Below are 13,176 nucleotides of genomic sequence, written 5' to 3'. Positions count from 1 at the left end.
ATTACTACTTTATGTTGTTTATATAATACAAAAGGGGATGCTCATTTATGTTTTGTCACCAAATGAGCATCCCCTTTAATTTTTAGGAACATTTTGTTTTTTTGCTTTATTAGCCTGTTTTACATATTTGTTTATCAATCTGCAAGATTTACAAGAGCCTCATCAGCCAATGAACCATCTTCAGATGTTTAAAATTTTAATCTTTTTAGCGTTTACATTATATTGGGTAAAAAATAAATTTTGCTAAATAAAGTCTTTGAAGATTAAATCATAAAAGTATCTCATAGATAAAATTCTTAACACACTTCCCAAAAATTAAATATGAAATAATCAAATTCAGCAAAATCTTCTTCTAAAACATTTCCTTCAGCATATCTGTTTACACAAAACAGACCAACCTTTGAACCTGTCCACACATCCTCTTTGGGAATAAATTCAAGCCCAAATTTAAAAAATTCTTTGCCATTAACACTATATAAAAACTCACTATTTGCTCCCTTTCCCATCTTAAGCTTTAAATATATCTCATTGCCATCTATTTTTTTACTCTCAACAATCTTTTCATTAGCATTAGCACCCACAATTTCACCTAATATTTGTATAAGATAATTACCATCCTCTCTCCTTTCAAGTCCTATCGCCGAATATTTATAGCCACTTACGATAAGTCCTGATGAACTTCCTTTCGTGTTAAAATTTGCTTTCATTTTTGTTACAACTTCGAACTCTTCTGCCGGTATCTTTTGAAGTAGTAAATTTGGCATATAAAACATGCTTCTTTTTTGCTGTGAATCCTTTGCACAAACAGCAAAAAGTTTTAAGACGCTCCTTTGGATATCAATGCTATACCATTCATCTCTCGGGTTTGCATGCCACTGCCATGCAAAAGATAGTTTCTCGCTATCAAAATGATCCGAACATTCAATATAAAAATGGCTACTTTCCTCTTCAGTCTCAGGTTTTCTGTACTCTAAAACAGGCTCACCTATTCCATCCTGATTCTGGTCAACCCCTATTATGCACCAGTCATCTTCGAACCATGTCATAGGTTGAAGGTGAACAATCCTACCATATGGTCCTTTGTCCTGAAAATGTACAAACCAGTGCTCTCCTTTTTCTGTTTCAATCCATGCTCCTTGATGTGGTCCATTTATCAACGTATTCCCCTGATGCAAAACTATTCTCTCTTCATATGGACCATAAACATTTTTGGACCTTAAAATGGTCTGCCAGCCATATTTTACTCCGCCTGCTGGCGCAAATATATAATAATATCCATTTCTTTTGTATAACTTAGGACCTTCAATTGTCGGCTGTGTATTTGTTCCATCAAAAACAATTTTCCCTTCGTCTAAAACACTAAGTCCATCTTCTGAAAGCTTGGAGATGCAGAGTTTACTGTTAAATCCAATTCTGCTTTTTGCAAATGCATTAATAAGATATGCTTTACCATCATCATCCCAAAACGGGCATGGGTCTATCCAACCTTTTGCTTTTTTTACTAATACTATGTCTGACCATTTTCCAAAAGGGTCATCTGTATAACAACAAAATATCCCGTCATCTGGTATGCTAAAATATATGTAAAACTTGCCATTGTGATATCTTATTGCAGGTGCCCAAATGCCTTTGCCAATCTGGGGTGTATCATACTCAGGTGAAGGAAGTTTTTTTACCGCATAGTTTATAATCCTCCAATGGATAAGGTCTTTTGAATGTAAAATGGGAAGACCTGGTACACAGTTAAAACTTGACGCAACTAAAAAATAGTCATTACCTACTCTTATTACATCGGGGTCTGAATAGTCTGCATGAATTATAGGATTCTTGTAATTTTCTTCTTTCATCCTATCTTCTCCTCCGATAATTCAGTAGATTATATAAGAGACTGCAGAGACAATAAAATTTTCCCTGCAGTCTCTCACAACTAAACAAATTATCGTTTCATATACCTGTCATATGCATTTTGGTATATTTTTATTGCTTCATCTATCTTCATTCTTTTCAATGTCTTAACAAATGCATCATAATTTGAATATTTACCTGTCATCATTTTTAGGAACATTTCATCGTAGAATGTATTGACTGCGTTCATAATATTTGCTAATTTGCTTGCTTCCTCAGGTGTAAAGAACAGAGATAGCGGTGGCAATGCAATTTCATTTGTGACCTTCGACCAATTTTTGGATGCTTCTTTTTGCTGTGGTAGCATAAATGAAATTTGCAAACTATATTCTCTTGACTGAACATAAGCACCTAATATTGGTACATATTTACCTAATGCTTCTTTTGGTCCTAACTTAGGATTATTTAAAATTTCGTCAGTATACACAGGTCTTCCATCTTTTACAATATAAGATTTTCCTTTTACTCCAAAATTCATCACCTCATATCCTTCTTTGCTAAATGCCCAGTCCAAAACTTTGCAAGCAGCTTGTATATTTTTGCAATTTGTTGATATTGCAGCACCTCTACCTGTAAATGGATATTCATTTTGTCCGATTTTTACTTTTTCGCCTTTTTTAAGAGATGGATATTGAACACCTATTAAGTCAAAAGATGTACCTTTCTTTACAGTTAAATAGGTTCCCATTTGACCACCTATAAGTCCGAGGTAAGAACCAATCTTATCTTGTAATACGTTAGCCTCAATTACTTTTCTATCCATTGTCAAAATATCAGGGTCAATCAACCCTTCTTTCCACCACTTTGCGAGTGTATTCATAAAACTTCTAAATTGAGGTTCTAATGGACCAAACCTGACCTTACCATTTATTTGGAAAAAGTCTGTTTTAATTCCCCATGCTCCTACTAAGAAACTGCAATAATCAAATGCAGCTCTCGGATTTGAAGCACCCCTTAAAATAGAAAATGGTCTTTCATCAGCCTGCCCATTTCCGTTTGGATCTTTTGTTTTAAATGCCTTTAACATCTTGTACCAGTCATCTACTGTCTCTGGAGGATTTATTTTTAACTTTTCAAGCCAATCTTTTCTAACCTGAGGACCATAGTAAGCATCAATTGGCAATTCTTTCAAAGATGGAAAACAGTAATAATCCCCATTAACTGTTCGTATCATTTTACTAATATCAGGATTCTTTTTCAATAGATTATTGAGATTCGGAGCATACTTGGGAATATAATCGTTAAGAGGGATGATTACTTTATCTATCAATGCTTTTTGTGGCCCGCCTGGATAACCGTTCCAACCCCATTCTATTATATCTGTCATCTGTCTTGAAGCTATCATAAGATTGAACTGGTCATTTGCTGCTGAACTGCTAAGAGGTGGATGTTTAAATACAATCTTGATACCTGTTTTCTTCTGTAGTATTTGATATGCTGGCAGCTCATTGTAACTTTTATAATGCAAAGCCTGTTCTGCTCCCATAGGTACCCAGTAGGTTAATGTAATTTTGTTTGAAGCTTCTACCTTAGGAATGTTAAATGAGTACACTCCAAATAAAGCCAACAAAAATATAGAGGCAAACATTAAAGCAGTTATACTTTTCCATTTTTTCATCTCTTTACACCTCCATTTTTATTTTAGAAATAACCATGGAATGCTCTTCTAAGGCTTATAAAACCTTCAAAGAGCATTCCCAATGCTTTGTGCCATTTATTATTTCAGTTGCTGTATATAATAGCTATTTATTAATCTATATATGATAACAGCAACCTCGGCTCTTGATGCATTATCGGTAGGTTTTAAACTGTTATTGCTACCTTGGATGAATCCTTCTGATACAAATTTCTGTATACTTTCTTTTGCATAGTTCGAAACCTTTGATGCATCAACATAAGCATCTATACTTTTACTGCTATTACTGTATTTATAACCTGCAATTTTCAACGCCCTGTCAGCCATAACAATCATATCCTGCCTTGTAATAAGTCCTTTAGGGTTGAACCTTCCATCTCCAACTCCATTTACTATTCCTAAAGCTTTTGCTGTGCCCACTGCATCATAGTAATAATCGCCTTTCTTGACATCGCTGAAATTATCGTCCTTAACAGGTGCGCTGAGTTCAAGGGCTCTCACAAGAAGCAGCAAAAAGTCTGCTCTTGTTATCTGCTTTTGCGGTGCAAAATTGTTATTGTCAATTCCCTTTACTATGCCCTTTGATGCCAATACCTCTATTTGTTCTTTTGCCCAGCTAACATTTTTAATGTCATCAAAAGTTTTATAGTTTTCAACCACAACATACTTTGCCGAATCCTTTGCTCTAAATGCAATTTCCTTACTGTTTGCAAAATACATTCCGCTTGCAACCGGTTCAACTTTACCATCTTCAGTTACTTTCATCACCGCTAAATACTTAGTTTGAACTCCAATTGAAGGAGTATATTGACTCTTTACAATAACAGGTTTTTGCATGTTTTCTTCTGTTAATACTTTATTATCAACTTTGACTTGAACTTTAATAGCCATCTCTACGTTTTTTCCTACCAATTGTTTGATATTGTTTAAATCTTCATTTGCTACTTTGCCTATATTAACACTCAAGTTTTCCACCTTTAACGAATTTGAAACTACATCTGCTGGAACTTTTATTTGTCCTATGTTTGTTGAAATATTGAAAACTACATTTTGATTATTTATTACTTTTAATGGAATTATTTGTTCATACTCAAAAACATTACTCTTTGAAGCAATTGAAATCTGGACTATTTTTTCACCATTTTCGTTTGCCTTAGTGCTTGCCACTGTTTGAGCCAATATTTTTTCATCAATCTTTGAAATAGCTGTTTGTCCAATTATTTGAACCTGAGGTTGAATAGTTGTTGTTTGAACTTGTTGAGGCTGTTTCTGTTGATCTGTTTGACCTTGCTGTGTTTGTTGTGTCTGTTGCTGAGTTTGCTGTTGAGTTTGCTGCTGAGTTGAAGTATTTGTGCTTGGTAAAACAATATTAACACTTGAACTACCTGTTTGAGAAGTTGTGTATGTTATTGTTTTAGATATAGGCGCTGATAAATCTTTTGAGTATATAAAAACTGTATAAACACCTTCTGCCTTCCCTGAAAGAGAATACTTAAATTCATAACCTCCATCGTTATCCGTCATTGTTTGATCTAAATAATCTATGTTCCCAAACGGGTCTAAGACCTTTACAGTCACATTAGCTTTTGCACTTGTTTTGCCATTAATAACAAGATTTTTATTTGAATCTATACTTATATTCATTGTAAAATTTCCTGCTAATACTGGAATAATCAAGAGCAATATTGAGGTAACACAAAACAATGATATGAGTTTTTTTACCTTTTTCAACAGGATTTCCCCCTTTTCTTTTTTATTTTTCACAGAGAGGAAAGGCAAGATCCCCTTCCCTCTCTGTGATTAAATGTTTTAAATCACAGGCAAATTTTATTTAAATGATGCAATATTAGAAAGATAATTCTTTGTCTTTAAAGCATCCACAACATATGCTTTTACTAATGGTCCATTAACATAATTTATTTTCAAGCCTGCCCTGTATGTTATAGTCTTCCCAGCCTCTATTGATATCTTTTTACCTGCATATACAACCAATTTACCTGTTGAATCAAACACTCCAACTACTACTGTTCCGGTTCTTGTAAGTCCTGTGTTGTTCTTGATATTTACAGTAACCACTATGTCTTTGTTAGAACCTATTGCATTCAAGATAGAACCAGCTATGTTTTTAACTTGAACAATCTGAACTGAAAAAGCATTTGAACCCCAATCAATCTCGTAAACAACTCTGAATGTTGTTATTCTAATATTTCCACCTTCATCAACAACAACCAATTCCAAAGTATTTTCTCCTTCTACCAGAGAATAATCGTAACTGAACTCTTTATTTGCTTCGACATTAATGCTTCCTAAACTTTCTCCATTTCGTTTGAAAGTTACAGTTCCATTTTTACTTATCTTTGCTTTTACCGTTACTGTTGATTTTGTGGTTTTCGATGCCGGTGCTTGAACAACTGTTATTTCAGGAGCATAGTTTATAAAATCTACAGTTATCAGTTTTGCTACATTTTCACCCGCTTTTGAAGCAATAATAAGTATGTTATTTGTTCCATCTGATAAAACAACTGGAACAGTTATCTGTGTATTTGCGGTGTAGGAAGGATTGGTGTAAACCACCTCGTTTCCTTTTTTCACTGTCAGTTCGCAGTCTGAATCTGCAGCTATGTTCACAGTATAATTTATCTTTGTTGTAGAGTCTTTTCGAGGATTCCCAATATAAACTTTAATTGGATCATAAACTGTATCTATGAAACTGTCAGCATCCCAGCCATCTAATACATTCTGTTTTGTGTAAACCTGTGCCATAACATCATCAAGCTGTGGTCTAAAATCATTTATTTTAGCACCAGGTCCATAGTTTTTATATTCATAGAATCTCTCATTTTGTGGATAAAACCAAATTGTATTACCGTTGCTATCAGTTGAACTCATAGCTGTCCATCCATAATCGTTTATATGCTCACCCAAATACGATTCCCTAATTACAACATTTACCCATCTGTTCAAATCAGCACTTGGATGCCATGGTCTTCCTAAATAAACTGAATTTGCTACTGTCACGTTTGATACGAATTTGCAGTTTAAAAACAAGAAACCAAAATTGTCTGTCTTTTTTGTAGATGCAGCTGTTACATATCCTTTAGGTGTAATTCCTGCTCTGTCTACTGAGAAGATGGTACAGTTTTCAAAAACAGCCTGAGCAGCACCAAATATAAAGTCAACATCACCTTCAATATAGCAATCTTTAAAGTATTGTCTCCCCGCGTCTGCATACAAGGTGTCTTGATTGCCTATAAATCTGCAATTTTTAAATACCATTTTATCAGCAAGTGACCTTACAGCAACAGCCTGTTTGCTTGAGATTGGCTGGTTTTCATCAAACGCATTCTCAAATGTTATATTTTCTGCAGTAAAGTTAATAGCTCCACTGTTAATAGTTACACTTGCGCTGCCAGATGTCCCATAAGTTCCAGTCCCGTCTGGTTTTGGTGTTCCTGCAGCAACATCATAGGTTAAAATCGTTGTCATTGGATCTTCGCCAATCAAGCTTATGTTTGGTGAATTTATGGTTATCTTTTCATAATATCTTCCACTTTTAATAAAGATGACAGTTCTTTTTGTATTATTTGTTGGAACACTGTTTACTGCTGCTTGAACAGTTTTAAATATTCTTACTCCATTTACAATATCTCCATCATTTCCTGCATAGTTTTTATCAACCATGATATCGAAACTTGCAAGGTATATAACATCAAATTCCTCTTTTGTTACATTTCCACCTAAATCTTTGACAATAACTTCAATTTTATTTCTTCCTTTTTCAAAGTTTATATCAAAGGTTGCAGGTATGTTAGCTTTTATATAGCAATCCTGATATACAACCATGTCATCTTGTAACAACGTAACATAAACATCTTCATTTGAAGAAAATGCTATTTTATATGCACTGCTAAGAACAGTTGGCTGCGGTTTTGATATCCAGCTGATAGAAGGCTGTCTGTCATCATATACTACATTCAAAACGGCTTGTCTTGTTTTTGATGCATCTGTTGACTGCATATTTACAGCAATTGTGTTAATACCAGACTCAAGTTTAACAGGCAACTCAAACTCACTCTGTCTAATAACATCTATACTTTTGCTATCTCCATTGATTAAATTTTTAACCGTAACCTTTCCGTCCATATTAGCGTAACCTTTTACTTTATATTCTCCATTATTTATCCAGTCATTTTCATGATTGTATATTTCAATAAAGTTATCTGTTGCAATTAAACTAATATTCGAAAACTTTGCAACATTATAGTTGTAAAGCTGATTTGTTACTTGAGCAGAATCAACAGCAAAACCAATATAATATTCATTACCAAGGTCCAGATTATAACTTCCAATTGTACTCCATGTAATACCATCAAGCGAATATGCTGCCTCAACAACTGTACCCACTTTTTTTATTTTAAGCCATGATATATCAATATTCACCACTGTATTTGGTGAGCTTGCATCAACATCGCTTGTATTTGGCATTTGTGCATTTGGTACTTGTCTTGAGATAAATCTTACAGCTGTTGGTTGAGTAAGCTTTTCAGCTTTTACATATGATTTTGCTATAAATGCTGCCGGAGAACCAGGATCAAGTGAACTTCTAATCATTAAACCTGCAAATGCGTTATGATCAACCTTTTCAAGATAATCTATCCTGGCAACAAGTTCAGCATCACCATAAACCTTTCTGTAGACATACCCAAATGAATCAGTTGAACCACCTATCTTACCATTTGCAGCAATTGTCAAAACTCCATTGTTGTCAAACGACGCAGCAGTTTTTATTGCTGGATTTCCTATGTCAGCAATTTTCCATGGTAAAGAAGCATCAGAACCCTTTGCATATATTCTCACTGCGGTCGATTGCGTAGAAAGTCCATTTGAGTCATAGGCAACAGCTACAAGATAATGTATTCCTTCTTCAACTGCACCTATTGTATACGAAAATGGTGCTGTTGTATCCTCACCGATTTTTACTCCATTATCATAGAAAACTACTTTGGTAATATTTGCCCCGTCAAATGCATTTGCTCTGGCCTCAATTTTCAATGCTGATTTTGCATTGACAATGGCATTATATTTTGGATTCACAATCGTTACCTCTGGGTTTTTAGGTGCGTAGTTCATATCTACAAGTGAATTAAGGTAATTTTCAAGGTTTGTATATCCATTGCCAAATTTATATCCATTTCTGTCACTCGGATCATTAGGATTGAGACCATTTGAAATCTCCCAGTTATCTGGCATACCGTCATGGTCAGTGTCCTGTGGCGCCTGTGCTGATTGCAGTTCCGGGTACCCTCCAACTTCTGCCTCTGTGTTGATAAATCTTCCCAAACCGTTCTTTACTTCATTGACAAGTCTTGCATCAACTGCATCTCTCTTTGGATATACAGCACCGGCTTTAGCAAGTACTTCTTGATATGCAGTTTGAGCATCCTGAATGGTTACCTCTCCTGGAATATCTACAGGTTCTGTTAGTTTTGTATATGTGCCACTTGCAGTTATACCTAATTCGTTGTTATTTGTTACGTCACTATTACCTTCAAGAACATTCCCTGATATATACCATGATGACTGATAACCATTTGGAGTTGGATTCGCAATTCTTGACATTACAGTATCCTGAGTTCCAGGCCCAGGTTTGTAATAGTTGTTTATAAGGCTTAAGGTAGTATTTTCACCACCATATGTGTTATTAAATCCCCAGTTATAAATTACGTTATTTATAAATTCCACTTTTGCTTCTGGGATTGGAGCGCTACCTACATTCACGCGTGGAAGTCTACTTGTGTGGCTCATCAAAAGGTTGTGATGCCATGTTGCATTGTATCCACCCCAGATACCACCGTACCCGTGTCTTCCCTTCCAGTGCCCTGACATAGTCAAACTTTCTGCAGCTATGCACCATTGAACTGTTAAATTTTCTGTCCTGTATATTGAAAGTGTTTCATCTACCGACCAGCTAAACGAGCAGTGGTCAATTATAATGTTTTTGCTTCCACCAAAGCTTGTAAGAGCATCGGGTTCAGAATTAATATTTGCACTTCCAGGTCTAAATCTTAAGTATCTAATGATAATATTACTGCCTGTAATTCTTACTCCATAGTCAGCAATGGTAATTCCATCACCAGGTGCTGTCTGGCCAGCTATTGTAATGTTCGAACCACTTATTACGAGCTCCGACTTTAAATGTATTGTTCCTGATACCCTGAAAACTATTGTAACATTGCTAAGTTTTACACCATCTCTTAGCGACCCTGGTCCACTATCATTCAAATTGGTAACCTCATACACATCTCCTCCACGACCACCTGTTGTGTACATTCCTGCACCCTCTGCACCAGGAAAGGCAGGTACTAAATTTTCAGCTTTTGTTATCAAATTAAAAGGCATTAAACTTAATAAAAATGTGACTATGACAAATATACTCAGCAATCTTTTTCTCACTTCAGTTTACCCCCCTTTTTTAATATACCCCAGGACATTCTTTGAATAATTTACACGAGCAGAGGAAGACAAAATGTTTCTTCCTCTGCTTCTAAAAAGAGATTATTTGAGGTCAATAACAGATGAAAGTGGAATCATTCCTTCCAATGAGTTCCATATAAACGCTTTTACTTTTAGACCATTAATATACGAAGGCATCTGAATTCCCGCCAAAAGTTCTTCTGATGAATTTGGCAAGACGGTATCATATGAGATACTATATCCTATCATCTGATTTGCACTATTGTAATATGCAATAACAATAGCTATATCTTTGCTTATATTTAACTTATTTTCTGCCCTTGCAAGGACATTTATTACGGCATTTGCTGTCAAACTTGTAATCTGATTTTCATAGTCATCAACAAAACTTATGTTTTTAATCATATATTCATAAACTGTTACCCACTGATATGCGGCTATATTACCAGACTTGTCTTTTGCTGTTAGTGATATCGTATTATTTCCTTCACTTAGAGGAACTAATAGTTCTTTGTCTTGTAGTGCTGGACAATATACATTGTCTAAGACAGTTTGTTCATTGACTTTTATGTTTATATAAATATCCTCGTCGCAAACAAACTTTATAATAGCTGAAGGTGTTTCATTTTCGTATTCAACCGGAGTTTGTTTAAAGGTAATCTTAGGAGAGGTAGAGTCATATACAATTTTTATAAGTCTATTTGAAATATATCCGTCGGTAGATATAGCTGAAAACTCTATCAAATTTTCGCCTTCCTGAAGACTAATACTTATGTTAAATTCTCTATCTTGGTCAGCAGTATCATATGTTGCAACAATTTCGTTAGCCTTCTTAATAGTTACTGAAGCACCAGCAAATATTTTGCCTTTAATGTTATATACTGGTTTATTAGTATAAACAATATCTTCAGAATCAATGGAAAATAGTTGTTTTTTCATTAAAACGAAATAAAATACACATCCGCTACTAACACCTTGATAACCAAGTTCAACCAACGAACCTTTACTAAAAGACTTTTTATAGAGTAAATATGTTACTTGAGGATTTGTCCCGTTATCAATTATTTTGTAGTCTGTAAGATCCCAAGTACTCAAGAACACTGGTACCTGATTAGATGTATAAAGTCTCGAATCAATAGCAACATATATGTCAACATCCTCTGTTACAATAAAGCTTGCAATCACTGGTGTGGCATTATAAGACCTTGAAAGATTAGCAGTACTAATCCAATAAGCCCCTTCCAAGACTGTTGGCATGGATACAACAGCATAATCTCTGTCTCCAAAAATTTTACTCCCAACTTGCAAATTGTATCGAAGCGACCAATTTGCCGCGTTGTCCTGGTCATACACAACTAAATTTGTAACATAATGTTGTGGCAGCAAAGGCATTGCTGAAACTTCTTGGGCATTTGCACTTGTACCGCTATTATTCGCTGCATTCATCGTAATATAGTATTGTAACCCTTCCAATTTCTTGAATGTATAGGTATAAAATGGGCTGCCATCGTCATAAACAATAGCACTAATAGTATAATTTTTAGAACTTTTCCCTAAATATAGAGTATATCTTTCAGCATCCTCTACTTTATTCCATTTTACAGTAAGTTCAAGCACACCAGGAATTACTTCAAACGTAGGTATTGCAGGTATTGGGTATGGTACAATCACAACTTCATCTGAACCTTCACTAAGGCCTACATTGTTCCCTGCAAAAAGCCTCAAATAATAAGGTTTCTTGTTAATAAGGTTATCAAACTTACATTCATATGTCTGATTTGGAAGACCATTATCATTAACTATTTTCCAATCTGTATAATTATTTGGTGCATCACCTATATATACAACGTAATAAGTAGCTTTGGATACTGTTTTCCACTTAATTGAAACCCAGCCATCACTATATGCAGTTTGTATAACTGTTGGTTTGGCCGGTGGAGTTGGTTTTTCTGGAACAACTATAACAGGGTCTGATTCAGTCACTCCATATTCGTTTTTGGCTCTCACTTTTACAAAATATTGTTTGCCATTTGTAAGACCGTTTATAGTATAAAAGGCATTTCCTTGAACAACCAAGAGACCTTCACTTGTTTCTGTTACATTAGATGCTACAAGGTTAAAGTTTGAACCATCCTCTGAAAGCAATATGTCATAAGAAATAGCATTTCTATCATAACTCCACATAAGTTTTGCCTGCGAATCTCCACTTTCTACTATAAGTTGTGGCTTTTGTGGAAGATTAAATATATCTGATAAATTTTGGGGCGATGTATTTGAGTCTGCTACCCCATCTTTTATTCTTACAAAACTTGTCTGAAGTGTTGCCGGATTCCCATTACTCCCTTGAACCGCTATACCAACACCTACGTATAATGTTGAATTTAAAACCCCTGCATCAGACCTTGCACCGATTGGTCCATACCATGTTATTACTCCTGTGTTTGTGTTAACTTCACCATAATACGCAGCTATATTTGTTGATGATGACCTTACAATTTTTAATACACACGGAAAAGATATTGCGCTACGAGTTGATGAACCTGCTGTACTTCCAAATCTCCTTTGAGCTCTTAAATCCCACTTTGTTGAACTTGCGCTGTTATATTCGACAAGTGCAGCATAATAGCTATCTTGTATTCCAAGCCCGTTTCTTACTATCAAACCACCTCTTGGATAGTTAGAATTTGCATTAGTGAATAAAATTGGGTCATTAATATAGACATAGGCTGTAAATATAGTATTGTTGACCTGCGTGTATACAAAAGGAAAATAATCTACTGTTGTTGCAGTTTGGGTGGACGTTCTGTTAATTTCAGCCTGAGTTGCACTGACAGTAATTTTGCCTGTCTGATGGTCAAATGAACCAACAGGCGAGCCTGGTTGGTATGTCGAGTCACCTATTACTGTGTAGTTCCACGTAACTGGCCATGTACCCGCAAATGCATTTACCATAAATACCGTGCTAACTCCAATCACGCTATTGACCAAAAAAACTAACATAATTACCAAGCTTATTAATTTTTTCTTTTTCATCAATTTACCTCCCCTGTGTTTTATTTTTTTAGTGTTTATAGTTATATTTTTCTTTTGAACACCTCCCAATTTTATGAGATAATATAAATAGAATGGTTTGAGCACTTGTTATTTGTGGTGCTATTGAT

General features: G+C 35.0%; 5 protein-coding genes. All 5 read right to left on the bottom strand.

Annotation, left to right across the window (positions count from 1 at the left end; translation table 11 throughout):
- Positions 1 to 296: 296 nt before the first annotated feature.
- The 5 genes from CALKRO_RS00785 to CALKRO_RS00765 all read right to left on the bottom strand — a co-directional run bounded on the left by CALKRO_RS00785 (position 297) and on the right by CALKRO_RS00765 (position 13,048).
- Complete coding sequence (locus CALKRO_RS00785; protein WP_013429230.1) at positions 297 to 1,847, bottom strand: glycoside hydrolase family 43 protein; 1,551 nt, start codon at positions 1,845 to 1,847, stop codon at positions 297 to 299.
- Between the two features lie 89 nt (positions 1,848 to 1,936).
- The gene (locus CALKRO_RS00780) at positions 1,937 to 3,523 is read right to left on the bottom strand and encodes an extracellular solute-binding protein (RefSeq protein ID WP_013429229.1); all 1,587 of its coding nucleotides are present in this window, start codon (positions 3,521 to 3,523) and stop codon (positions 1,937 to 1,939) included.
- A 99-nt stretch (positions 3,524 to 3,622) separates the two neighbouring features.
- Positions 3,623 to 5,272 carry an S-layer homology domain-containing protein gene (locus CALKRO_RS00775; protein WP_013429228.1) on the bottom strand — a complete coding sequence of 550 codons (1,650 nt, stop codon included), beginning with the start codon at positions 5,270 to 5,272 and terminating at the stop codon, positions 3,623 to 3,625.
- Between the two features lie 96 nt (positions 5,273 to 5,368).
- On the bottom strand, positions 5,369 to 9,994 hold the full coding sequence (locus CALKRO_RS00770) for a pectinesterase family protein (protein WP_013429227.1): 4,626 nt from the start codon (positions 9,992 to 9,994) through the stop codon (positions 5,369 to 5,371).
- A 102-nt stretch (positions 9,995 to 10,096) separates the two neighbouring features.
- Positions 10,097 to 13,048 (bottom strand): fibronectin type III domain-containing protein, encoded by a 2,952-nt coding sequence (locus CALKRO_RS00765; protein WP_013429226.1) that lies wholly within the window; start codon positions 13,046 to 13,048, stop codon positions 10,097 to 10,099.
- Between the last annotated feature and the right edge of the window lie 128 nt (positions 13,049 to 13,176).

The organism is Caldicellulosiruptor kronotskyensis 2002 (assembly GCF_000166775.1).
In the GTDB taxonomy this organism is placed as follows: domain Bacteria; phylum Bacillota; class Thermoanaerobacteria; order Caldicellulosiruptorales; family Caldicellulosiruptoraceae; genus Caldicellulosiruptor; species Caldicellulosiruptor kronotskyensis.
This window is presented reverse-complemented; position numbering and strand designations above follow the sequence as displayed.